This window comes from Massilia litorea (assembly GCF_015101885.1).
Lineage (GTDB): Bacteria > Pseudomonadota > Gammaproteobacteria > Burkholderiales > Burkholderiaceae_D > Telluria > Telluria litorea.
Window position 1 is genome coordinate 1,816,536 of sequence record NZ_CP062941.1, and the last position, 20,930, is coordinate 1,837,465.

23 protein-coding genes are annotated in these 20,930 nt (G+C 63.5%); 16 read left to right on the forward strand and 7 right to left on the reverse strand.

The annotated features are described in order from the left end of the window. Window positions 1-199: 199 nt before the first annotated feature. The 5 genes from LPB04_RS08080 to LPB04_RS08100 all read left to right on the forward strand — a co-directional run bounded on the left by LPB04_RS08080 (window position 200) and on the right by LPB04_RS08100 (window position 4,176). Window positions 200-763: a DUF2889 domain-containing protein gene (locus LPB04_RS08080; RefSeq protein WP_193688190.1), complete on the forward strand. Its 564-nt coding sequence runs from the start codon at window positions 200-202 to the stop codon at window positions 761-763. Between the two features lie 61 nt (window positions 764-824). Then, window positions 825-1,994 (forward strand): ADP-forming succinate--CoA ligase subunit beta, encoded by a 1,170-nt coding sequence (gene sucC / locus LPB04_RS08085; protein WP_193688191.1) that lies wholly within the window; start codon window positions 825-827, stop codon window positions 1,992-1,994. 17 nt (window positions 1,995-2,011) lie between these two features. Next, complete coding sequence (sucD, locus tag LPB04_RS08090; protein WP_193688192.1) at window positions 2,012-2,893, forward strand: succinate--CoA ligase subunit alpha; 882 nt, start codon at window positions 2,012-2,014, stop codon at window positions 2,891-2,893. Between the two features lie 257 nt (window positions 2,894-3,150). Further along, window positions 3,151-3,594: a pilin gene (locus LPB04_RS08095; protein ID WP_307727396.1), complete on the forward strand. Its 444-nt coding sequence runs from the start codon at window positions 3,151-3,153 to the stop codon at window positions 3,592-3,594. A 126-nt stretch (window positions 3,595-3,720) separates the two neighbouring features. Further along, entirely contained in the window at window positions 3,721-4,176 is a 456-nt protein-coding gene (locus LPB04_RS08100) for a pilin (RefSeq protein ID WP_307727397.1), read from the forward strand. Between the two features lie 55 nt (window positions 4,177-4,231). On the opposite strand, the gene LPB04_RS08105 is transcribed toward LPB04_RS08100, so the two are convergent. Both LPB04_RS08105 and LPB04_RS08110 read right to left on the reverse strand, forming a co-directional pair. Next, complete coding sequence (locus LPB04_RS08105) at window positions 4,232-4,942, reverse strand: flagellar brake protein (protein ID WP_193688193.1); 711 nt, start codon at window positions 4,940-4,942, stop codon at window positions 4,232-4,234. Window positions 4,943-5,083: 141 nt separating this feature from the next. Then, on the reverse strand, window positions 5,084-7,135 hold the full coding sequence (locus tag LPB04_RS08110) for a S9 family peptidase (RefSeq protein WP_193688194.1): 2,052 nt from the start codon (window positions 7,133-7,135) through the stop codon (window positions 5,084-5,086). A 188-nt stretch (window positions 7,136-7,323) separates the two neighbouring features. Here LPB04_RS08110 and LPB04_RS08115 point away from each other — a divergent pair, with 188 nt between their 5' ends. After that, the gene (locus LPB04_RS08115; protein ID WP_193688195.1) at window positions 7,324-7,656 is read left to right on the forward strand and encodes a hypothetical protein; all 333 of its coding nucleotides are present in this window, start codon (window positions 7,324-7,326) and stop codon (window positions 7,654-7,656) included. 29 nt (window positions 7,657-7,685) lie between these two features. On the opposite strand, the gene moaC is transcribed toward LPB04_RS08115, so the two are convergent. Further along, the gene (gene moaC / locus LPB04_RS08120) at window positions 7,686-8,204 is read right to left on the reverse strand and encodes a cyclic pyranopterin monophosphate synthase MoaC (protein WP_193688196.1); all 519 of its coding nucleotides are present in this window, start codon (window positions 8,202-8,204) and stop codon (window positions 7,686-7,688) included. Window positions 8,205-8,289: 85 nt separating this feature from the next. Here moaC and LPB04_RS08125 point away from each other — a divergent pair, with 85 nt between their 5' ends. Further along, window positions 8,290-9,873, forward strand: coding sequence for a M48 family metalloprotease (locus tag LPB04_RS08125; protein WP_193688900.1), 1,584 nt, complete (start codon window positions 8,290-8,292; stop codon window positions 9,871-9,873). An 8-nt stretch (window positions 9,874-9,881) separates the two neighbouring features. On the opposite strand, the gene LPB04_RS08130 is transcribed toward LPB04_RS08125, so the two are convergent. Genes LPB04_RS08130 through LPB04_RS08145 form a run of 4 tightly spaced genes read right to left on the reverse strand, consistent with a single transcriptional unit; the run spans window position 9,882 to window position 11,924 of the window. Then, window positions 9,882-10,100, reverse strand: a complete 219-nt coding sequence (locus LPB04_RS08130) for a DUF7661 family protein (RefSeq protein ID WP_193688197.1) — start codon at window positions 10,098-10,100, stop codon at window positions 9,882-9,884. Continuing rightward, a complete protein-coding gene (locus LPB04_RS08135; protein ID WP_193688198.1) occupies window positions 10,097-10,696 on the reverse strand; it encodes a DUF2946 family protein in 600 nt (199 codons plus the stop codon). Before LPB04_RS08135 ends, LPB04_RS08130 begins: the two co-directional genes overlap by 4 nt. Next, window positions 10,689-11,708, reverse strand: coding sequence for a YheT family hydrolase (locus LPB04_RS08140; protein ID WP_193688199.1), 1,020 nt, complete (start codon window positions 11,706-11,708; stop codon window positions 10,689-10,691). Before LPB04_RS08140 ends, LPB04_RS08135 begins: the two co-directional genes overlap by 8 nt. 21 nt (window positions 11,709-11,729) lie before the next feature. After that, window positions 11,730-11,924 carry a zinc-finger domain-containing protein gene (locus tag LPB04_RS08145; RefSeq protein WP_193688200.1) on the reverse strand — a complete coding sequence of 65 codons (195 nt, stop codon included), beginning with the start codon at window positions 11,922-11,924 and terminating at the stop codon, window positions 11,730-11,732. A gap of 197 nt (window positions 11,925-12,121) precedes the next feature. Here LPB04_RS08145 and LPB04_RS08150 point away from each other — a divergent pair, with 197 nt between their 5' ends. From LPB04_RS08150 to LPB04_RS08190, 9 genes are all read left to right on the forward strand, one after another. Then, on the forward strand, window positions 12,122-12,871 hold the full coding sequence (locus LPB04_RS08150; protein WP_193688201.1) for an AzlC family ABC transporter permease: 750 nt from the start codon (window positions 12,122-12,124) through the stop codon (window positions 12,869-12,871). Beyond that, window positions 12,864-13,208: an AzlD domain-containing protein gene (locus LPB04_RS08155; RefSeq protein ID WP_193688202.1), complete on the forward strand. Its 345-nt coding sequence runs from the start codon at window positions 12,864-12,866 to the stop codon at window positions 13,206-13,208. Before LPB04_RS08150 ends, LPB04_RS08155 begins: the two co-directional genes overlap by 8 nt. A 50-nt stretch (window positions 13,209-13,258) precedes the next feature. After that, on the forward strand, window positions 13,259-14,464 hold the full coding sequence (locus tag LPB04_RS08160; RefSeq protein ID WP_227496662.1) for a phosphoglycerate kinase: 1,206 nt from the start codon (window positions 13,259-13,261) through the stop codon (window positions 14,462-14,464). Between the two features lie 46 nt (window positions 14,465-14,510). Continuing rightward, complete coding sequence (pyk, locus tag LPB04_RS08165; protein WP_193688203.1) at window positions 14,511-15,965, forward strand: pyruvate kinase; 1,455 nt, start codon at window positions 14,511-14,513, stop codon at window positions 15,963-15,965. 57 nt (window positions 15,966-16,022) lie between these two features. Next, complete coding sequence (gene fba, locus LPB04_RS08170) at window positions 16,023-17,087, forward strand: class II fructose-bisphosphate aldolase (protein ID WP_193688204.1); 1,065 nt, start codon at window positions 16,023-16,025, stop codon at window positions 17,085-17,087. Between the two features lie 97 nt (window positions 17,088-17,184). Further along, on the forward strand, window positions 17,185-18,081 hold the full coding sequence (locus LPB04_RS08175) for a phosphoribosylaminoimidazolesuccinocarboxamide synthase (RefSeq protein ID WP_193688205.1): 897 nt from the start codon (window positions 17,185-17,187) through the stop codon (window positions 18,079-18,081). A 1-nt stretch (window position 18,082) separates the two neighbouring features. Further along, window positions 18,083-18,580 carry a 5-(carboxyamino)imidazole ribonucleotide mutase gene (purE, locus tag LPB04_RS08180; RefSeq protein WP_193688206.1) on the forward strand — a complete coding sequence of 166 codons (498 nt, stop codon included), beginning with the start codon at window positions 18,083-18,085 and terminating at the stop codon, window positions 18,578-18,580. Between the two features lie 20 nt (window positions 18,581-18,600). Beyond that, entirely contained in the window at window positions 18,601-19,800 is a 1,200-nt protein-coding gene (locus LPB04_RS08185; RefSeq protein WP_193688207.1) for a 5-(carboxyamino)imidazole ribonucleotide synthase, read from the forward strand. Next, window positions 19,797-20,828 (forward strand): L-threonylcarbamoyladenylate synthase, encoded by a 1,032-nt coding sequence (locus tag LPB04_RS08190; protein ID WP_193688208.1) that lies wholly within the window; start codon window positions 19,797-19,799, stop codon window positions 20,826-20,828. The genes LPB04_RS08185 and LPB04_RS08190 overlap by 4 nt, the downstream gene beginning before the upstream one ends. Window positions 20,829-20,930 lie beyond the last annotated feature (102 nt).

A 20,930-nucleotide genomic window follows, 5' to 3' on the forward strand; every position in this document is an offset into this window, starting at 1 on the left:
CTTGCCACCTTTCCCAGCTGCCTACCCTTGACGGGTCGTCAAGGCGTCATGTTGCAGTGCAACCCGCTCCCATCCTGTGCTAAACTTTCACGGTTTAAGCAGCGCCGCATGAGCGGTTGTTGCCGCAGAAGCTGCGGTAACGTGCATCAGCACACCGGCTGCCCCACTGATTGCCGATCAACCGGCACGTTTGTTTTCTATGCCTCTGTCACCTCCCGCCCCGCGCTCCCTGCGGCATACACGCGCCATCACGGTCGAAGCGTACGCGCGCGACGATGGCCTGTGGGATCTTGACGCGCGTATCCGCGACATCAAGGCGCAAGACATCGTCCTCGCTTCCGGCAAGCGCCCAGCCGGCACGGCCGTGCACGACCTGAGCCTGCGCATCACCATCAACCGCGACCTCGAGATCGTCGATGCCGAAGCCGCATCCGACTCGGTGCCGTATCCCGGTTACTGCGACGTCATCGGCCCCGCTTACAAGAAGCTGGTCGGGCTGTCGCTCGTTAAACATTTCCGGTTGCACCTGAAAGACCGCCTCTCGGGCGTGCTCGGCTGCACCCACCTGACCGAACTGGCGCAGGTTTTGCCCACCGCGGCAATCCAGGCCTTCGCCGATGACGAGTTCGAGACACGCAACGCCGCCAAGGATGGCGAGGCTGCGCGTCCGTACGAAATCGACCGCTGCCACGCGCTGCGCGCCGACGGCCCCGCTGTGGCAAAGTATTACCCGCGCTGGGTAATCAAGGCCGTACAGGGTTGAGACCGATGTCGAAGTACTTCAATAAACCATCTAAATCAGTAACAGAAGAAGGGAAGCCAGCATGAAAATCCATGAGTATCAGGGCAAAGAAATCCTCCGAAAGTTCGGAGTGACGGTTCCGCGCGGCATTCCGTGCATGTCGGTCGAAGAGGCCGTCAAGGCAGCTGAAGAGCTGGGCGGCCCGGTCTGGGTCGTCAAGGCCCAGATCCATGCTGGCGGCCGTGGTAAAGGCGGCGGCGTGAAGGTTGCCAAGTCGCTCGAGCAGGTCAAGGAATACGCAGAACAGATCATGGGCATGCAGCTCGTGACCCACCAGACCGGCCCTGAAGGCCAGAAGGTGCGCCGCCTGCTGATCGAAGAAGGCGCCGACATCAAGAAGGAACTGTACGTGTCGATGGTCACCGACCGCGTGACCCAGAAGGTCGTGCTGATGGCCTCGTCGGAAGGCGGCATGGACATCGAAGAAGTCGCGCACAGCAATCCTGAAAAAATCCACTCGATCGCGATCGACCCGGCCGTCGGCCTGACCGACGCCGAAGCCGACGAGATCTCGACCAAGATCGGCATTCCTGCCGAATCGCTGGCCGAAGCACGCCAGAACCTGAAGGGCCTGTACCAGGCTTACTGGGACACCGATTCGTCGCTGGCCGAAATCAACCCGCTGATCCTGACCGGCGACGGTAAAGTCATCGCCCTGGACGCGAAGTTCAACTTCGACGCCAACGCCCTGTTCCGCCAGCCGGAAATCATGGCTTACCGCGACCTGGACGAAGAAGATCCAGCCGAAGTCGAAGCATCGAAGTTCGACCTCGCCTACATCTCGCTCGACGGCAACATCGGCTGCCTGGTGAACGGCGCCGGCCTAGCCATGGCCACCATGGACACCATCAAGCTGTTCGGCGGCGAGCCGGCCAACTTCCTGGACGTGGGCGGCGGTGCGACGGCTGAGAAAGTCACCGAAGCATTCAAGATCATGCTGAAGAACCCAGGCCTGAAAGCCATCCTGGTCAACATCTTCGGCGGCATCATGCGTTGCGACGTCATCGCCGAAGGCGTGATCACCGCATCGAAGGCCGTCTCGCTGAAAGTGCCGCTCGTCGTGCGCATGAAGGGCACCAACGAAGACCTGGGCAAGAAGATGCTGGCCGACTCCGGTCTGCCGATCATCGCCGCCGATACGATGGAAGACGCAGCCAAGGCCGTCGTCGCCGCTGCAGCTGGTAACGCCTAATTCGAAGGAATAAACAAATGTCGATCCTGATCAACAAAGATACAAAAGTCATCACCCAGGGTATCACCGGCAAGACCGGTCAGTTCCATACCCGCATGTGCCGCGACTACGCGAACGGCAAAGCTGCCTTCGTCGCAGGCGTGAACCCGAAGAAAGCCGGCGAAGACTTCGAAGGCATCCCGATTTTCGCCAACGTCTCGGAAGCGAAAGCTGCCACCGGCGCCACCGTGTCGGTCATCTACGTCCCGCCGGCAGGCGCGGCCGCCGCAATCTGGGAAGCTGTCGAAGCCGACCTGGACCTGGCCATCTGCATCACCGAAGGCATCCCTGTCCGCGACATGATGGCCCTGAAAGACCGCATGGCCAAGGCCGGTTCGAAGACCCTGCTGCTGGGTCCTAACTGCCCAGGCCTGATCACCCCGGACGAAATCAAGATCGGCATCATGCCTGGTCACATCCACCGCAAGGGCCGCATCGGCGTCGTCTCGCGCTCGGGCACCCTGACCTATGAAGCAGTCGGCCAGCTGACCGCACTGGGTCTCGGTCAATCGTCGGCAGTCGGCATCGGCGGCGACCCGATCAACGGCCTGAAGCACATCGACATCATGAAGATGTTCAATGACGATCCTGATACCGACGCGGTCATCATGATCGGCGAAATCGGCGGTCCGGACGAAGCCAACGCTGCTCACTGGGTCAAGGACAACATGAAGAAGCCAGTGGTCGGCTTCATCGCCGGTGTCACCGCTCCTCCGGGCAAGCGCATGGGCCACGCCGGCGCGCTGATCTCGGGCGGCGCCGATACCGCGCAAGCCAAGCTGGACATCATGGAAGAGTGCGGCATCAAAGCCACCAAGAACCCGTCGGAAATGGCACGCCTGCTGAAGGCCATGCTGTAATCCCGGACAATTCTTGTTCTTGAAAGGAGCCTGCGGGCTCCTTTTTTTTTCCATATGAACAGAAAATGCACGGTGGGTGACAAAATTTGTCAGCCCAGGGTGGGTAGGTGACAAGTTTCGTCGCTTTAATTGCCGTGAAATTAAGGATTCCGGGGTGAAATGGGCTGGCACGGCACTTGCAATAGGTAATGCGTGGCACGAAGCAATACCGAATACCGAAGCACCAACCCAATACAACTTACCCTTGGAGAACCACCATGAAATCGATGAAAATTGTTAAGAAAGCAGAAGCCGGCTTCACCCTGATCGAACTGATGATCGTTGTTGCCATCATCGGCATCCTGGCCGCTGTCGCCATCCCGAACTACCAGAACTACACCGCAAAATCGAAGTTCGGTGCTGCGCTGTCGGAAGTTTCGGCCGGTAAAGTGGGCTTTGATGCCAAGTTGAACGATGGCGAAACTATCTCGAAGCCTGAAGATGTCGGCCTGGCCGCGGAAGCCAGCCCAACCTCCAACTGCAAATTCAAAGCTGGCACCGATTCGATTACCTGCACCATTCAAAACGGTCCAGCAAGCGTGAAAGACCAGGACATCGTCCTGACCCGCGGTACTGACGGCGCTTGGAGCTGCAAGGCCGCTACGGTTGAAGAAAAGCTGATCGGCAAAGGCACCTGCGTCGGCAAAGCAGCAGGCGGCTAATTCGAGCTGAACTGGATTAAGAAGACCCCGCTTCGGCGGGGTTTTTGTTTTTGGCTGAGGTGCCGCAATCGTGCACTTTCAACCAAGGTTATCGTTCCGGACTGCTCAACTGACCGGAGGATCACCGTGACATGCATAAAAGTTGTTAGGAAGACCGAAGCCGGCTTCACCCTCGTCGAACTGATGATCGTCGTTGCGATCATCGGCATCCTGGCGACGCTTGCCATCCCGGCCTACCAGGACTATGTGGCGAGGTCGAAATTCGGCGTTGCGCTGGCTGAAGTGTCCGCAGGTAAAGTCGGCATCGACACCAGGCTGAACGACGGCGAGACCGTCAGCAAGCCGGAAGAAGTCGGCCTGGCCGCAGCCGACAAGCCCACCGCCAATTGCAAGTTCGGGGCAGCGGCCGACCCCGACGCCGCCAGCCTGACCTGCCAGATCGTCGCCGGCCCGGTCGGCGTCAAGGACCAGACCATCACCCTCACGCGCGACAAGGACACCGGCGCCTGGAGCTGCAGCGCCGCCACCGTCCCCCAGAAGCTGATCGGCCGCGAAGCCGTCTGCAAGGGCAAGGCCACCTGATCCCCCAAAAAAGAAACCCCGCCAGAGCGGGGTTTTTTGCATGCTGTGAACGGCCTCAGACGATCTTCTGCCGGTCCGCCAGCAGTGCTTCGTAGGTCATGTTCTGCAACAGTGTGTAATGCGTCGGATCGAGATCGATGAACTGCATCCCATATGTAAACAGGTCCGAGTCGTCGGCCGCCTTGGTGACGTTGACGTTACGAATCGCCGCGCGTGCGGAAATCCGCACTTCCTGGTCGTCGGGCGGCGCCTTCAGGGAAAACTGCAGCGCGATCTGCTCTTCGTCGGCCGGCAGGCGGCTAGGGGAGACGACCAGCGCGCCGCTGACCGACAGGTTCAGGATCGTGCAGGCCAGCAGCCCGCCATGGGTGCCGCTGCCGCTGATCGCGGCGGGCAGGTCGACCTTGACCCGCATCGCCGTGCGCAGGCTCGTTCCCTGCACCGTGGTCGGGAAGGACACATGGACATAGAACAGGGGCCGTGCAAACACGCGCTCGACCGTGCAGGCGAAGGAGCATACCTTGACGCCCGAGAACACCCGGATCGTCAGGCGCTCGCCTTCGGCCAGCGCGATCGGTGCACCATTTTCCATCGGAATCTTGAGGATGATGTACTCATCCTTGATATAGCCGATCAGGCTCGAGAAATGCTGGACCGGCTTGACGCGGCGATGCGTGATGAGCTGCAGGCGTGTGCCGACCTGGAGATTCATGGTCTCGAAATCGACGTCCTGCGGTTTGAGCTCGTTCGCCTGTCCGGCCTGCATGCTGTTCGTTGTGAAATGGCGGGCCGGCGGCCCTGCAAGGGCAGCATGATACCACTTCAATTAATGACCAAAAGCAAGACTTTAGCGATTGTCGTAAAAAAACCCGCGATCAGGCGGGTTTTGTGGGTCAAATCCTGGACATCACGGTTTCAAGTGCTGGTCCAGCCAGCCGATGACTGTGTGGTGCCAGAGCAGCGAATTCGCCGGTTTCAGCACCCAATGGTTTTCGTCCGGGAAGACCAGCAGCTTGCTGTCGATGCCACGGCGCTGCAAGGCGGTGAAGGTGGACAGGCCCTGGGCGGTCGGAATGCGGAAGTCGAGGTCGCCCTGGATCACGAGCATCGGCGTCTTCCACTTGTTTACGTGGAGCACCGGGTTGAAACGCTCGTGCTGCTGCGGTACGGCGAAATAGGCGCCGCCGTTTTCCCAGTCGGTGAACCATTGCTCTTCGGTCGAATAGGCCATGCCGCGCGTGTCGAATACGCCGTCGTGGTTGACGATGCATTTAAAACCATCGGACCAGTTACCTTCGATCCAGTTCATCATGTAGCCGCCGTAGGAAGCGCCCAGTGCGCAACTGCGCCCGCGGTCCAGCCACGGGAATTTCTTGACGGCCGCCTCGAGGCCCTTTTGCAGGTCGACCAGGGGTGCGCCGCCCCAGTCTCCGCTGATCGCATCGGTGAACTTCTGGCCGTAGCCGGTCGAGCCATGGAAATCGATGAAGACCGTGGCATACCCCGCGCCGGCATAGACCTGCGGGTTCCAGCGGTAGCTCCAGGCGTTGCCGAAACTGCCTTGTGGACCGCCGTGCACCAGGAAGGCGATCGGATATTTTGCGCCCGGTACCGCATTCCACGGTTTCATGACGTGGCCGTAAACGGTATCGCCGTTCGCGCCCTTGAACGAGAACTGTTCGAAGTCGCCGAAGCGCACGTCGGCCAGCTTGTCGGCATTGTTGCTGGTCAGCTGACGCGGTGTGCCTCCCGCCAGGGCCGTCGCGTACAGCTGGGCCGGCGAAGCCAGCGTGGCCTGGGTATAGGCAATCGTGTCGCGGCGCATGTCGAAGCCGCCGATCGAGCCCTTGTCGGTCAAGGCTGACACCTTGCCGCTGGCGACATCGATCGCGAACAGGCGATGCTGGCCGACGTCTTCTGCATCGACGACAAGCGACTTGCCGTCCGCGCTCCACTGCAGGGTGCCGGGGGAGCGATCCCATTTGTCCGCGAGCTTGCGCTTCTGGCCGCTGGCGACGTCCATCAGCATGATCTGGAAGCGGTCGGCCTCGAAGCCGGGACGCGCCATGGCGAGCCAGGCGAGGGTGCGGCCGTCCGGCGAGAACACGCCTTTGGTATCCCAGGCGGGATTGGCGGCCGTCAGGTTGCGCGGCTTGTCTCCGCCGGCGGCCGGCACGCTGTACAGGTCGAAGTTGGTCGACCAGGCTTCGGTCTTGCCGGCAATGCGGGCCGAGAAGACGATCGTCTTGCCGTCCGGGCTGAAGTGGTACTCCTCGCGGTCGCCAAACGGTTTCGAGGGGACGTCGCCATCGAGCGAGCCCGACAGGCTGACCGGCGCCGCGCTCACGCGCCCGCTGGCATCGATCGGCGCCGAGAACAGCACGGCGTTGCGGCCATCGGCCCAGGTATCCCAGTGGCGCACGAACAGCCGGTCGTAGACGCGGCCGCTTGCCTTGTTCTTCGCCTGGGCATCCATCCGGTCCCTGGTGCAGGCAAGGTCGGCGCAATCGCGGAACACGGCCATGCTCAAGGCAATGCGCTCGCCCGTAGGAGAAACGCGGAAATTGTCGACATCGAGCGGCAGGTTCGTCACCTGGGTCGGCTCGCCGCCGTTTGCAGGCTGGCGCCAGACCTGGGAGCTGCCCGAGCGGCTCGACAGGAAATAGACGGCATCGCCCGCCGGCGCCCATTCGGGATCGAGACTGCTGCTGTCGTGATTGGTCAGCGCCTTGGGAGCGGCGCCGCCGCGCAGGTCGGCGATCCACAGGCTCGTCTGGCCCCGGTTCTTGCCGAGATCGGTGCGGCGGACGGTGTAGACGACGCGGCTGGCGTCCGGCGACACCGCCGGGCTGCCGACGCGTTCCAGGTTGACCAGGTCTTCCACCGTAAAGCCGCGCGGCGCAGCAAGGGCATTGGCGGCAGCCAATGCCGTCGCCAATACGAGTAAACGTAATTTCATTGCATCCTCTTCAATCGTGTCTCGGATTTTTTACGCGCGCGGTTGTGCCGCGGCAATTCAGCAATTTAACACGGCATGGGTAGTCAGAAGCCTGATGACAATTTGTTCAGCCAAGGAGTACACTCGATGGTGCGCTGCACAATCCGGCGCACCATCCGATTCCGGTCATTCACCAGGAGAACAGCATCATGATCACGATGAGCGCATTTCCGAACGCGGCATTCCCCACCATGCCGACCCCGTTTTTAGGACTCTGGTCGAATGTCGCCGGTTTGTACCGCGACACCATGCGAACCAATATGCAACAGATGATGTCGAGTTCAGTGGGCATTATCCAGGAGCATACCTTGCGTGCATTCATCACTGCATCGCAAGCCTGTGCCGACGCGCTGGCGAAGAACGCCATGTCGGTACAGCAGCAGTCGATGGAGCGCCTTGCCGATGCAAACGGCAAGGCAGTCGGCATGCTGGGCCACGCGTTCACGCAGGCGTGGATGGGGAATGTGCAGCTGGCGAAATGAAGCCGTAATCGGGGCGGCGGCGCAGCTTGTTACAGCTCTGCCGTCCAGTCCCCGCTCTTGCCGCCATGCTTTTCCAGCACCCGCACGTTGGTCATGACCATCCCCCGGTCGACCGCCTTGCACATGTCGTAGATCGTCAATAGACCCACCTGCACGGCGGTCAGCGCCTCCATCTCGACCCCGGTCTTGCCGTGCAGTTCGACCTGCGCGCGGCAATGGACGCTGTTGTTGGCCGCATCGATCTCGAAATCGACGGCGACGCGGGTGATCGCCAGCGGATGGCACAGGGGAATCAGGTCGCTCGTGCGCTTGGCGCCCATGATGGCGGCGATGCGGGCGATGCCGAGCACGTCGCCCTTTTTTGCGGTGCCGGACTGGATCAGCTGCAAGGTTTCCGGCTGCATGCGGATGGTGCCGGCGGCAACAGCGACGCGATGGGTCTCGTTCTTGGCGCCGACGTCGACCATGTGGGCCTGGCCGGCGGCGTCGAAGTGCGTCAACTCGTGGGGCAGCTGGCCTGCGTCTGGCCTTGGATCGGATACGGTCATGGTATGTCGGTATGCTTGGGTAAGAAAGTGTTTCAGGGCGCGGCAAGGCGCCTGCGGATGGGGTTATCATAGCATCGTGAAATCGATGACTCCTCCTGCGCTGCCGTCCCTGCGTCCCCGCTGGCGCCGGTCGGTGGCCGCCTTGTTTGTGGCGGCCGCGGCCGGGTTCATGCCTGCGGTGGCGTCGGCTCAGTCCTTCAGCACCTCCCAGAGCGCCGCGCGCCTGCCGACCCTCGGCGACGCCGCGCGCGAAGATTTATCGCCCATCGTCGAGCGCAAGCTGGGCGAAGCCATCATGCGCGAGATCCGGCGCGACCGCGATTACCTCGACGACGATGCCATCGCCGAATACCTGAACAATTTCGGCGGCGCCCTGGTCGACGCCGCGCCCGGTGCGCGCGGCGAAACGAATGCAGATTTTTATTTCTTCCCGCTGCGCGACGGCTCGATCAATGCCTTTGCCCTGCCGGGCGGTTTTATTGGCATCCACTCGGGCCTGCTGCTCGCGGCCCAGACCGAGTCGGAACTGGCCTCCGTCGTATCGCACGAGATCGGCCACGTGTCGCAGCGCCACATCGCGCGCATGCTCGGCCAGCAGCGCCAGGATGCGCTGCTGCCGATCGCGGCGCTGATCCTGGCGGCGCTGGCGGCCAAGGCCAGTCCCGATGCCGCCATGGGCGTGATGATGGGCGGCCAGGGCCTGGCGGTGCAGCGGCAGCTGAACTTCAGCCGCGACGCCGAGCGCGAGGCCGACCGTGTCGGCTTCCAGATCATGAGCGCCGGCGGCTACGATACCTCGGGCATGGTGGCCTTCTTCAAGCGCCTTCAGAGCGTGAGCAAGGTGTATGGAGAAATTCCTGCCTTCCTCAGCAGCCACCCGCTGACGAGCGAGCGGATCGTCGACATCCAGGCGCGCATCAAGGAAACGCCGTACCGGCAGCGCCCCGACCCGATCGAGTTTTACATCGCCAAGGCCCGTGCCCGGGTGCTGCAGGATATGAGTACCACCGGGCGCCGCGACACGCGTACCGCTTTCCAGACGCAACTGGCCCAGCAGCACCGCCAGCAGCAGGCGGCGGCGCAATACGGCTTGTCCTTCCTGGCGCTGAAGGAGAGCGACCTGGCCGGCGCGCGCAGCTGGTACGACAAGGCGCGTGCGACCCTCAAGGCGAAGGAGGGGACCTTCTCGGCGGCGCCCGCCAACGACGGCGGCGCCCTGTTTGCCGTGCTCGACCTGGAAATCAAGCTCGCGCCCGGACAGCCGAAAGAGGTTGCCCAGCAAGCCCTGAAGGATGCCGAAGAGGCGACGAACCGCTTCCCCCTGTCGCGCGCCCTGGCGCGCCAGTATGCCGATGCGATGATCAATGCCGGCAAGTTTGAGGATGCGACGCGCTACCTGCGCGAGCAGGTGCGGCAGTACCGCGAGGACGCCAAGCTGTACGACCTGCTGGCGAAAGCGTATTCGAAGCAGGGCAAGATCGCGCTGCAGCACATGGCGCTGGCCGAATCCTATGTGCTGGCCGGCGCGCTGCCGGCAGCGGTCGACCAGCTCAATAATGCGCGCAAGGCAAGCGATGTGTCCTTCTATGATCAGTCCGTGATCGACGCCCGCGAGCGCGAGATCAAGAAGCGCCAGAAAGAGGAAAAGGAAGACGAGAAGGAGCGGTAAATCGTCGTTCAGGCCAGCCGTTCGACCGTGCCGTGTTTCGGCGTCGCGTTCTCGTGGAACAAGTCGGCCAGGTATTCCCCAAGTTCGTGTTCAGCGACGTCGGCCGGCACGATGAAATCGGCCGCGCGGCGCTTGCCGTCGGTGCCAGGATAGAACGCCTGCCATTCGCCGGCAGTGCGCGCGACGACGATCAGCGTGCCGAACACATTGAAGTGGTGAGCGTTCATTCCTGGGCCGGTGGCGCCGGCGTGCGCACGAATCCAAAACGTTCGGGCAGGGTGTCGCGCTCGATGCGTTCGACCGGCACCGCCTGCCCGCGCCAGCGCAGGATCAATGCGCCCGCGCCGTCGTCGAGCCAGCGCAGCAGCGCTTCGTCGCCGGGCGCCTGGCCGTTCAGTTCCAGTGCTTCGAACAATTGCGCCACGTCGCGGTCGTCGACCTGGGCGACGATCTCCCCCGCCTGCACGATCGCCACGCCGACTTCCGTCAGGTACAGGCGCTCGATGCTTGCAAGCGGCGCGCCGGTCTGCAGCACCAGTCCTTGCGCCGGATCGGTGCGCGCAACATACGGCGTCGCTTCCAGGTTCACGTAGACGCGCTGCGGGCCGTTCTGGAAATACCAGCGCCCGGCGTCGTCATGCGCGTAATTGCGGTTGATGAAGCCGACCAGCGTGGCGTTGTTCAGCTTGTCGCCGGCTGAATCGGCCTGTTGCGCGGCCTCGTCGCGCATGCGCCAGTTGCCGCGCGCATCGAGCGCGAGCCAGCCGTAGCAGTGCGGCACGTTCGGCCACTTGGCCATTGCCTGTTTTACGATGTCATCCATGCACGCCAGCTTCGCACAGTTCGGTGCCGGTCGGCGCGCCGCAGGTTCCCCCGGTCGCGTCGAAGAAGGACAGAATGCGCTGCGGCAGCCAGTCGATCCGGCCCGGGAAGGGGCCGGTGGGGAAGCCGACATGGCCGCCTTCCTTCGGATACTCGAGCGTCACCGCGCGCGCGGCGCTAGTCGGCAAATGTTCGCCGGGCAGGAAGGGATCGTTGCGGGCGTTGAGCACCAGGGTCGGCACGGTGATGTCGTGCAGCACGTGGCGCGCGCTGGCGCGGTGCCAGTAATCGTCGGTATCGCGGTAACCGTGCAGCGGCGCGGTGACGACGTTGTCAAAAGCGTAGAGGTCGCGCGCGGCCAGCAGGGCCTGGCGGTCGAACAGGCCCGGAAATTGTTCAAGCTTGGCGAGGCACTTGGGTTTCAGGGTCTGCAGGAACATGCGCGTATACAGCATGTTGAAACCGGAAGACAGGGCTTCGCCGCCGCGCGCCAGGTCGAGCGGGGCGGAAATGGCGGCGGCGGCCGTGACGAACTCCGCCTTGCTGCCCGATTCGCCGAGCCAGCGCAGCAGCGCATTGCCGCCGAGCGAGACGCCGGCGGCGTACAAAGCTCCGCTGGTGCGCGCCCGCAGACGGGCCATGATCCAGTCGATTTCGAGCGAGTCGCCCGAGTGATAGAAACGCGCCGTGCGGTTCGGTTCGCCCGAGCAGCCGCGGAAATGGGGTACTGCGCCCGACCAGCCGCGCGCTTGCAGTGCCGCCATCAGGCCGCGCGCGTAATGGCTGTCCGAGGAGCCTTCCAGCCCATGGAACAGCACGACCAGCGGCTTGTCCGGTTCGCCGTCGACGAAATCGACGTCGACGAAATCCTCGCCCAGGGTCGGGTGGTGGACTTCCCAGCGCTCGCGCCGATAGGCGAGCCCATGGGCGAGCGGTGGTTTACCGACGAGCGTGGCGGGGTAGATGGTTTGCAGGTGGCCGCCGGGCAGCCACCGTGGAGCGCGGTAAGTCATGGCGGTGCGCCGCCGACCGGATCAGTGGTGTTTGAAAGCCACGCCCGGGGCCAGGCGGTAGCGGGTGCCGCAGTAGGGGCACTTGGCTTCGCCGTCATGGTCGAAGTCGAGGAAGACGCGCGGGTGCGACGACCACAGCGGCATCGCCGGGTTCGGGCAGTGGGCCGGGAGATCCTTGGCCTCGAGTTCCACCACAGGCATCGTCTTGTCAGTCATTACTATTCTCCGTCACGCAAAGTTGGGCAAAGACAGGATTTTAACGGATTCAGGCGACGGTTCGGAATGATCGGTAGAATGGCGGATTGATCACGGATGGGCATGGCCCACCCGACAACATCTCGCCCTCGTTTCATGCCGCTCAGTCCTCGCTCTGCTCACGTATTCCCCTTATTGAATTGTTGCAGGAAGGCGACATGAACGCGCCCGATCCTGTCTCGCACAGCGCTGCCGTCGTCGAGCGCCATGATCCCGCACTCTGGCGCGAGGGGCTGCGCACGGGTGTGCCGAGCCTGTTCGGCATCGGCGCCTGGGGCCTGGTGGTCGGCATTGCGATGGTCAAGACGGGACTGACCGCGCTGCAAGCCACCGGTATGACACTGCTCGTGTTCGCCGGTTCCGCCCAACTCGCCTCATTGCCCCTGATCCTGGCGCATGCGCCAATCTGGGTGATTTTCGCCACCGCCCTGGTCGTGAACCTGCGCTTCGTGATCTTTTCCGCCTTGCTGGCCCCCCATTTCACGCATTTGCCCTGGCGCCAGCGCCTGCTGTACGGGTATATCGCCGGCGACTTGACGGTCGCCATGTTCCTGCAGCGCTTCCCGACGGCGGCGCCGGTGCCGGGCAAGCTGTCCTATTTAAAAGGGCTGGTGTTCCCGAACTGGGCGGCCTGGCAGATCGGTTCGCTGACCGGCATCTTCCTCGGCAGTGCCATCCCGACCGAGTGGGGCCTGGGCTTTGCCGGCACCCTGGCGATCCTGTGCATCACGGTGCCCCTGGTCGTCAACCGGCCGGCCCTGTGCGGGGTGCTGGTGGCCGGCCCGGTGGCCGTGCTGGCGAATGGTTTTCCCTATAAATTGGGCCTGCTGGCCGCCGTGTTCGCCGGCATGCTGGCTGCGATGACGGCGGAAAGCATCCTGGAGAAACGAAAGGCGCGTCATGGCTGAGTGGGAAATCTGGGCGGTCATCGTCGTGCTGGCGCTGTCGACGGCCATTACCCGCAGCGGCTTCTGGCTGATCGGGCACCGGGTGACGCTGCCGCCGCGGGTGCAGGACATGCTGCGCTATGCGCCAGCCTGCGCGCTGGCGGCCATCATCGCGCCCGACCTCGTGCTCGGCAGCGGCGGCCAGGTCCATCTCGGACTGAGCAATCCAAAACTGCTGGCTGGTATTGCCGCGCTCGGCTTTTATGTGTGGCGGAAGAACATGTTGCAGACCATCGTGTTCGGCATGTTGGTGTTTACACTGTTGCGAATCCTGCACGTGTTTGGTGCTTCTGCATAAGGGCCGTGGGGTAGAATATCGTTTTTTCACTATCTCACTGTTGAGCCGACATGGACGCCGTTCTCAGTTTCACCCGCTTGCAAGACCTGATCGATCGCGACGCGCTGAAAAACAAGCGCGTTTTCATCCGTGCCGACCTGAATGTGCCGCAGGATGACAACGGCAATATCACCGAAGACACGCGCATCCGTGCCTCCGTCCCCGCCATCCAGGCTGCCGTAAAAGCCGGCGCCGCCGTCATGGTGACTTCCCACCTGGGCCGTCCGACCGAGGGCGAATTCAAGCCGGAAGACACGCTGGCGCCGGTCGCCGTGCGCCTCTCCGAACTGCTCGGCCAGCCGGTGGAACTGAAACAGAATTGGGTCGATGGCGTCGATGTCGCACCGGGACAGGTTGTGCTGCTGGAAAACTGCCGCGTCAACAAGGGTGAAAAGAAGAACAGCGACGAGCTGGCCCAGAAGATGGCGAAACTCTGCGACGTCTACGTGAACGATGCCTTCGGCACCGCCCATCGCGCCGAAGCGACCACCCACGGCATCGCGAAATTCGCACCGGTAGTGTGCGCCGGCCCGCTGCTGGCCGCCGAACTCGACGCGCTCGGTAAAGCCCTGGGCCAGCCGGCCCGTCCGTTGTTGGCGATCGTCGCCGGCTCGAAAGTGTCGAGCAAGCTCTCGATCCTGCAAAGCCTGGCCGGCAAAGTGGACAACCTGATCGTCGGCGGCGGCATCGCCAACACCTTCATGAAGGCCGTCGGCCTGAACATCGGCAAGTCGCTCGTCGAAAACGACCTGGTGGGCGAAGCGAAGCAGATCATCGAGATGATGAGCGCGCGCGGCGCCTCGGTGCCGATTCCCGTGGACGTGGTCTGTGCGAAAGAGTTCTCGCCGACCGCCGCTGCGACCGTGAAGGACGTGGCCGATGTCGGCGACGACGACATGATCCTCGACATCGGCCCGAAGACGGCGACGATGCTGGCGGAACAGGTTGCCAAGGCTGGTACCATCGTCTGGAACGGTCCGGTCGGCGTGTTCGAATTCGACCAGTTCGCCGAAGGCACGAAGACCTTGGCCATGGCGATTGCGGATTCGAAAGGCTTCTCGATTGCCGGCGGTGGCGACACCCTGGCGGCAATCGCCAAATACAACATCGGCGACAAGATCGGCTATATCTCCACCGGCGGCGGTGCCTTCCTCGAGTTCCTCGAAGGCAAGACCCTGCCTGCGGTCGAGATCCTCCTGCAGCGCAGCGCGCAGTAATGTCGGCGCAGCCCAGGCTGCGCTTTGTTTTTTAAAAGGACAGCTCATGTACCGTGGCACCAAGATCGTCGCTACCATCGGACCGGCCTCGACCGACTTCGACATCCTCGTCAAAATGATCCGCGCCGGCGTCGACGTCGTGCGCCTGAACTTCTCGCACGGCAAGGCGCAAGACCACATCGACCGCGCCGCGCTGGTACGCCGCGCGGCGGCCGAATGCGGTCGCGAAGTGGCGATCATGGCCGACATGCAGGGGCCGAAGATCCGCGTCGGCAAGTTTGAGAACGGCAAGATCGAACTGGCCAACGGCGACAAGTTCGTGCTCGACGCGAAATGGGGAGAGAACGGCGAGCTGGGCAACCAGGAACGCGTCGGCCTCGACTACAAGGCGCTGCCGCGCGACGTGAAGCCGGGCGACAAGCTGCTGCTCAACGACGGCCTGATCGTGCTGGTCGTCGACAAGGTCGTCGGCCACGAGATCTGCACCACCGTCAAGGTCGGCGGCGAGCTGTCCAACAACAAGGGCATCAACCGCCAGGGCGGCGGCCTGACCGCGCCGGCGCTGACCGCCAAGGACATGGAAGACATCAAGACCGCGATGAGCTTCCAGGCCGACTATCTGGCGATCTCCTTCCCGAAGAGCGCGACCGATATGGAAATGGCGCGCCAGCTGGCGAACATCGCCGGCGAACCCTATCACCACAAGCCGCTGATGATCGCCAAGATCGAGCGCGCCGAAGCGATTCCCGTGCTGCAGGAAATCCTCGACGCCTCCGACGGCATCATGGTCGCGCGCGGCGACCTCGCGGTCGAGGTGGGCAATGCCGCGGTGCCGGCGCTGCAAAAGCGCATGATTCGCATGGCGCGTGCTTCGAATAAACTGGCGATCACCGCGACCCAGATGATGGAGTCGATGATCGTCAACGCCGTACCGACCCGCGCCGAAGTGTCGGACGTGGCGAATGCCGTGCTGGACGGCACCGACGCCGTGATGACCTCGGCCGAAACGGCATCGGGCAAGTACCCGATCGAGACCGTCGAGATGATGGCCGCCGTCTGCGCCGAAGCGGAACAATCCGAATACAACAAGCAGGACGCCGACTTCCTGAACGTGACGTTTACGCGCATCGACCAATCGATTGCCTACGCCACCTTGTTCACCGCCCATCACCTGGAAGTGAAAGCGATCGTCGCCCTGACCGAGTCGGGTTCGACCGCCCTGTGGATGAGCCGTCACAGCATCGATACCCCGATTTTCGCCCTGACCCCGTCACAAACGACGCAGCGCAAAGCTTCGCTGTACCGGAATGTGCAAGCTTTCTACTTGCAGCAGGAAGGCGGCAGCCACGCCGTGCTGCGCAAGGCGGAAGAGCTCCTGATGAGCGAGGGCATGGTCAAGAAGGGCGACACCATCGTCGTGACCTGGGGTTCGCCGATGGGCGAAGCCGGCGGCACCAACGCCCTCAAGATCGTGCGCGTGGGCGACACTTATAAAGATTAAATGGCGGCTTCCTTGTCGAAGTTCGTATACTGATTTCTTATTGTTTGGAGTACTACCATGGCACTCGTATCCCTGCGTCAACTGCTGGACCATGCTGCTGAAAACGGCTATGGCCTGCCGGCGTTCAACGTCAACAACCTGGAACAGGTGCAGGCCATCATGGCCGCGGCCGACGCCACCAACAGTCCGGTCATCATGCAGGCTTCGGCCGGCGCCCGCAAATATGCCGGCGAAGCTTTCCTGCGCCACCTGATCGACGCCGCCGTCGAAGCCTACCCGCACATCCCGGTCGTCATGCACCAGGACCACGGCCAGTCGCCGGCAGTCTGCATGGCTGCGATCCGTTCGGGCTTCAGTTCCGTGATGATGGACGGCTCGCTGGAAGCCGACGGCAAGAGCGTCGCCTCCTACGACTACAACGTCGAAGTCTCGCGCGAAGTCGTGAAATTCGCGCACTCGATCGGCGTGACCGTCGAAGCGGAACTGGGCGTGCTCGGTTCGCTGGAAACGATGAAGGGCGACAAGGAAGACGGCCATGGCGCCGACGGCACCATGACCCGCGAGCAGCTGCTGACCGACGTCGCGCAAGCGGCCGACTTCGTGGCGAAAACCCAGTGCGACGCGCTGGCGATCGCCATCGGCACCTCGCACGGCGCCTACAAATTTACCCGCAAGCCGACCGGCGACATCCTCGCGATCGACCGCATCAAGGAAATCCACGCACGCATCCCGAACACCCACCTGGTGATGCACGGTTCGTCGTCGGTGCCGCAGGAGCTGCTGGCGATCATCCGCGAATTCGGCGGCGACATGAAGGAAACCTACGGTGTCCCGGTCGAAGAGATCCAGGAAGGCATCAAGCACGGCGTTCGCAAGATCAACATCGACACCGACATCCGCCTGGCGATGACGGCCGCGATCCGCAAATACATGTTCCAGAACCCGTCGAAGTTCGACCCGCGCGACTATTTGAAGCCTGCGCGCGAAGCGGCGACCGAGATCTGCAAGGCGCGTTACCTCTCCTTCGGCTGCGAAGGCCAGGCGTCGAAGATCAAGCCGATCCCGCTGGAAAAAATGGCCGAGCGCTACAAGGCCGGCGAGCTCGCGCAAGTCGTCAAATAATCAAGACCGTGTAACGGGCTGCTGCGGCAGCCCGTGTTTCTTAACGGCGCGCCCTTTTCATCGGTCTCGCCGAGTCCGTTTCTCTGATACTCCTCCCATGAACAGCCTCTATAAAACCACGATCAAGTCCCTGCCACTGCTGGGCGTCGGCAAAGTGCGCGACAACTACGCCGTTGGCGACGACAAGATCCTGATCGTCACCACCGACCGCCTGTCCGCCTTCGACGTCGTCATGAACGAGCCGATCCCGGGCAAGGGCATGGTGCTGAACCAGATGAGCGATTTCTGGTTCGACAAGCTCGGCCACATCGTGCCGAATCACCTGACCGGCATTGCTCCGGAAAGCGTCGTGGCGCCTGACGAAGTCGAGCAGGTGCGCGGCCGTGCGGTCGTTGCCAAGCGTCTCAAACCGATCCTGGTCGAGGCGGTCGTGCGCGGCTACATCATCGGTTCCGGCTGGAAGGACTATCAGCAAAGCGGTTCCATCTGCGGCATCGAACTGCCGCAGGGCTTGCGCCAGGCCGAGAAGCTGCCGCAGCCGATCTTTACGCCGGCCGCGAAAGCCGACCTCGGCGAGCACGACGAGAACATCTCGTTCGCCGACATGGAAAGCCGCATCGGTCCTGAACTGGCCGCCAAAATGCGCGACGTCTCGATCGCCTTGTACACGGCGGCATCGGAATACGCGGCCACGCGCGGCATCATCATCGCCGACACCAAATTCGAATTCGGCCTCGACGACAACGGCGTGATGCACCTGATGGACGAAGTGCTGACGGCCGACTCGTCGCGCTTCTGGCCTGCCGACTCCTACGCGCCGGGCATGTCGCCGCCGTCTTTCGATAAACAGTTCGTGCGCGACTACCTCGAAACGCTGACCGAGTGGAAGAAGACCCCGCCGGCCCCGCCGCTGCCGCAGGACGTGATCGATAAAACCCAGGCCAAGTACTTCGAAGCCATCGAACGCCTGACCGGCGAAAAGCTGAAGGCCTGAGATGAGTAATGAAGTGAAACCTTTGGTCGGCGTCGTGATGGGTTCCTCGTCCGACTGGGACGTGATGAAGAACGCGGTCGACATACTGAAACAGTTCGGCGTGCCCTTCGAGGCGCAGGTGATTTCGGCGCACCGCATGCCGGACGAGATGTTTAGCTATGCCGAGACCGCCCGTGCGCGCGGCCTGCGCGCGATCATCGCCGGCGCCGGGGGCGCGGCCCACCTGCCGGGCATGATTGCCGCCAAAACCATCGTGCCGGTGCTCGGCGTGCCGGTGCCGTCCAAATACCTGCGCGGCGAGGATTCGCTGCTGTCGATCGTGCAGATGCCGAAAGGCGTGCCGGTGGCGACCTTTGCCATCGGCGAAGCCGGCGCCGCAAATGCCGCGCTGACGGCGGTCGCGCTGCTGGCCGCGAATGACGATGCCCTGGCTGCGCAGCTGGAACAGTTCCGCCTGGACCAGACCGCCGTCGCCAAGGCGATGACCTTGCCCGTGTGAAGGCGCAGTGAGTAAAAACCATGAGTAACAAGAGTCAATCGCAGGGAGGCGCCTTCCTGCCCAGCGCCAATCCGCCCACCTGGCTCGGCGTGATGGGCGGCGGCCAGCTCGGCCGCATGTTCGCCCACGCCGCCCAGGCCATGGGTTTTAAAGTCGCCGTGCTGGAACCGGCCGTGCATTGCCCTGCCGGCGAGGTTGCCGAGCGCCTGATCAACGCCGATTACACCGACAGCATCGCCCTCGGCCAGTTGTCCGCCCTCTGCGCGGCCGTGACGACCGAGTTCGAGAACGTCCCGGCCGACAGCATGAACCTGCTGGCGCACGGCAGTTTTGTTGCGCCCGCCGGCAGCTGCGTCTCGATCGCCCAGGACCGGGTGCTGGAGAAACGGTTCTTCGTCGAGTGCGCGCCGCTGTCCGGCGTGATGCCGGCGCCGCACAAGGTGATCGCCTCCAATGAAGACATCGACGCCATCGACGATGCGCTGCTGCCGGGCATCCTGAAAACGGTGCGCATGGGCTATGACGGCAAGGGACAAGTGCGCGTCAAAACCCGCGAGGACGTGCGCGCGGCCTTCGCGGCCATGAACGGTGTGACCTGCCTGCTCGAGAAAATGCTGCCGCTGGCCTATGAGGTGTCGGTGCTGACGGCGCGCGGTGCGGACGGGCAATCGGTCGTCTATCCGATCGCCGAGAACGTGCACCGCGACGGCATCCTGTTCACGACCACCGTGCCGGGACCGAATGTGACGGCCGAGTGCGCGCAACGCGCTCAGGATGCGGCGCGCGCCATCGTCGCCCAGCTCGGCTATGTCGGCGTGCTGTGCATCGAGTTCTTCGTGCTGGAGGACGGCTCGCTGGTCGTCAACGAAATGGCCCCGCGTCCGCACAACAGCGGGCACTACACGATCGACGCCTGCGTCACCAGCCAGTTCGCCCAGCAGGTGCGGGCGATGGCGAAGCTGCCGCTGGGCGATGTCCGCCAGCATTCGCCCGCCGTCATGCTCAACATCCTGGGCGATGTCTGGTTCGAGGGCGACCAGGTGCGCGAACCCGCCTGGGACCGCGTGCTGGCGCTGCCGGGCGCCTTCTTGCACCTGTACGGCAAGGACGATCCGCGCCGCGGCCGCAAGATGGGCCACGTGACCTTCGTCGCGCCGACCCTGGCCGAGGCCTCGGCGCAATTGCTGGCTGCCTGCGCCATCCTGGGAATCGCACCGTGAGCCTGCAGGAACTCGATCCGGCCGCCATCGAAGCGGCCGCGCGTGCGCTCGAGGCGGGGCAACTCGTGGCTTTCCCGACCGAGACCGTCTACGGCCTCGGCGCGGACGCGGAGAATCCGGCGGCGGTCGCCGCCATCTATGCCGCCAAGGGCCGCCCGCAGGACCACCCTGTGATCGTGCACCTGGCGCCGGAAGCGGAGATGGCGCACTGGGCCTGTGACATCCCGCCCGAGGCGCATGCCCTGGCGAACGCCTTCTGGCCTGGTCCGCTGACGATGATTTTAAAGCGCGCGCCGAACATTCCGGACGCGGTCAGCGGCGGCCAGGATACGGTCGGGCTGCGCTGCCCCTCGCATCCGGTGGCGATCGCCTTGTTGCGCGCTTTCAAGGGCGGGCAGGGCGGCGTCGCGGCGCCGTCCGCCAATAAATTCGGCCACGTCAGCCCCACGCTCGCAGAACACGTGCGCGACGAATTCGGCGCCGACGGGTCGGTCGCGATGGTGCTCGACGGCGGCGCCTCGCAGGTCGGCATCGAATCGACCATCGTCGATTTATCCCGCCTGGCCACCCACGGTCCGGTGCTGCTGCGTCCGGGCCATGTGAGCGCGGAGGCGATCGCCGCCGTGATCGATCAGCTGCCTGCCGCGCCGGACGTCGCCGCGCCGCGCGCCTCGGGCACGCTGGAGTCGCATTACGCGCCGCACACGCCGGTGGCGATGCAGGATACCGTGACGCTGGTGCAAACCCTGGGGCAGATGGAAGAAGCGGGCCGCAAGCTCGCCCTGATCCATTATTCCGACCTCTGGACGGCGCACGCCGCCATCCGCCTGCCGGCCACCCCGGAAGGCTTTGCGCACGCCCTTTATGCGGCGCTGCGCGCGATGGACGGGCAGGGCGCCGACCTGATCCTGGTCGAGGCGCCGCCGCAAGACGGCGCCTGGCTCGGCGTCAACGACCGCCTGCGCCGCGCTGCGCACGGCTCGACCGGAATCGTGCACGGCCTGCTCAACCGCGACGCAGGCGTATAACAAAGGCAAGCCGGGGCAATGCTTGCCTCGGTTCGCCATGCGATTGGCATATTCGTTCTCTATAACGTTGCATTCCTGCCTCTGCTTACCTTTTGAGATATT

What these genes read in the sequence shown, in the direction of transcription:
- LPB04_RS08080 (WP_193688190.1), top strand. Translation starts at nt 200, where the DNA reads ATGCCTCTGTCACCTCCCGCCCCGCGCTCCCTGCGGCATACACGCGCC.
- sucC (WP_193688191.1), top strand. Translation starts at nt 825, where the DNA reads ATGAAAATCCATGAGTATCAGGGCAAAGAAATCCTCCGAAAGTTCGGA.
- sucD (WP_193688192.1), top strand. Translation starts at nt 2,012, where the DNA reads ATGTCGATCCTGATCAACAAAGATACAAAAGTCATCACCCAGGGTATC.
- LPB04_RS08095 (WP_307727396.1), top strand. Translation starts at nt 3,151, where the DNA reads ATGAAATCGATGAAAATTGTTAAGAAAGCAGAAGCCGGCTTCACCCTG.
- LPB04_RS08105 (WP_193688193.1), bottom strand. Translation starts at nt 4,942, where the DNA reads ATGCAGGCCGGACAGGCGAACGAGCTCAAACCGCAGGACGTCGATTTC.
- LPB04_RS08110 (WP_193688194.1), bottom strand. Translation starts at nt 7,135, where the DNA reads ATGAAATTACGTTTACTCGTATTGGCGACGGCATTGGCTGCCGCCAAT.
- LPB04_RS08115 (WP_193688195.1), top strand. Translation starts at nt 7,324, where the DNA reads ATGATCACGATGAGCGCATTTCCGAACGCGGCATTCCCCACCATGCCG.
- moaC (WP_193688196.1), bottom strand. Translation starts at nt 8,204, where the DNA reads ATGACCGTATCCGATCCAAGGCCAGACGCAGGCCAGCTGCCCCACGAG.
- LPB04_RS08125 (WP_193688900.1), top strand. Translation starts at nt 8,290, where the DNA reads ATGACTCCTCCTGCGCTGCCGTCCCTGCGTCCCCGCTGGCGCCGGTCG.
- LPB04_RS08130 (WP_193688197.1), bottom strand. Translation starts at nt 10,100, where the DNA reads ATGAACGCTCACCACTTCAATGTGTTCGGCACGCTGATCGTCGTCGCG.
- LPB04_RS08135 (WP_193688198.1), bottom strand. Translation starts at nt 10,696, where the DNA reads ATGGATGACATCGTAAAACAGGCAATGGCCAAGTGGCCGAACGTGCCG.
- LPB04_RS08140 (WP_193688199.1), bottom strand. Translation starts at nt 11,708, where the DNA reads ATGACTTACCGCGCTCCACGGTGGCTGCCCGGCGGCCACCTGCAAACC.
- LPB04_RS08145 (WP_193688200.1), bottom strand. Translation starts at nt 11,924, where the DNA reads ATGACTGACAAGACGATGCCTGTGGTGGAACTCGAGGCCAAGGATCTC.
- LPB04_RS08150 (WP_193688201.1), top strand. Translation starts at nt 12,122, where the DNA reads ATGAACGCGCCCGATCCTGTCTCGCACAGCGCTGCCGTCGTCGAGCGC.
- LPB04_RS08155 (WP_193688202.1), top strand. Translation starts at nt 12,864, where the DNA reads ATGGCTGAGTGGGAAATCTGGGCGGTCATCGTCGTGCTGGCGCTGTCG.
- LPB04_RS08160 (WP_227496662.1), top strand. Translation starts at nt 13,259, where the DNA reads ATGGACGCCGTTCTCAGTTTCACCCGCTTGCAAGACCTGATCGATCGC.
- pyk (WP_193688203.1), top strand. Translation starts at nt 14,511, where the DNA reads ATGTACCGTGGCACCAAGATCGTCGCTACCATCGGACCGGCCTCGACC.
- fba (WP_193688204.1), top strand. Translation starts at nt 16,023, where the DNA reads ATGGCACTCGTATCCCTGCGTCAACTGCTGGACCATGCTGCTGAAAAC.
- LPB04_RS08175 (WP_193688205.1), top strand. Translation starts at nt 17,185, where the DNA reads ATGAACAGCCTCTATAAAACCACGATCAAGTCCCTGCCACTGCTGGGC.
- purE (WP_193688206.1), top strand. Translation starts at nt 18,083, where the DNA reads ATGAGTAATGAAGTGAAACCTTTGGTCGGCGTCGTGATGGGTTCCTCG.
- LPB04_RS08185 (WP_193688207.1), top strand. Translation starts at nt 18,601, where the DNA reads ATGAGTAACAAGAGTCAATCGCAGGGAGGCGCCTTCCTGCCCAGCGCC.